This is a genomic window from Polaribacter sp. 2305UL8-11 (assembly GCF_058147165.1).
The window spans coordinates 1-525 of the sequence record NZ_JBYVJW010000033.1; the positions used below are offsets into that span (position 1 = coordinate 1).

1 protein-coding gene is annotated in these 525 nt (G+C 38.9%); it reads right to left on the reverse strand.

Going from position 1 to position 525, the window contains the following annotated elements; genetic code table 11:
• The coding region (locus ACY2RW_RS16090) for an Ig-like domain-containing protein (protein ID WP_490123753.1) at positions 1-525 on the reverse strand (525 nt) is incomplete at both ends.

Here is a 525-nt window from a genome sequence, read left to right on the forward strand (position 1 = left end):
AAAACTTACTACTCCTTTTGCTGTTCCTGTACCTGCATCTACAATTGTGGTATTTGCTCCTGGTAAGTAATCATCATTCGTTAATACATTTACTGTGCCTGTAGTACCTTCTGTAACTGTTAATACATCATTCGCAACTGTTGGTGTTAATGGATTTGGATCACTCGTGTCTGGATTACCATCATTGTCATCGTCTAAATCTGTGACGTCTGGATCTCCATCTCCATCATTGTCTTTCTGAACCGTAATTGTTACTGTGGCTGTTTTACAAACAGCTGGATTTACAGCTGTGTTGCAAACTGTGTAATCTACAGTAACTGTGGTACCTTCTTCGCCTGCTGCTGGTGTATAGCTCATTAATCCTGTTAATGGATTAAAACTTACTACTCCTTTTGCTGTTCCTGTACCTGCATCTACAATTGTGGTATTTGCTCCTGGTAAGTAATCATCATTCGTTAATACATTTACTGTGCCTGTAGTACCTTCTGTAACTGTTAATACATCATTCGCAACTGTTGGTGTTAA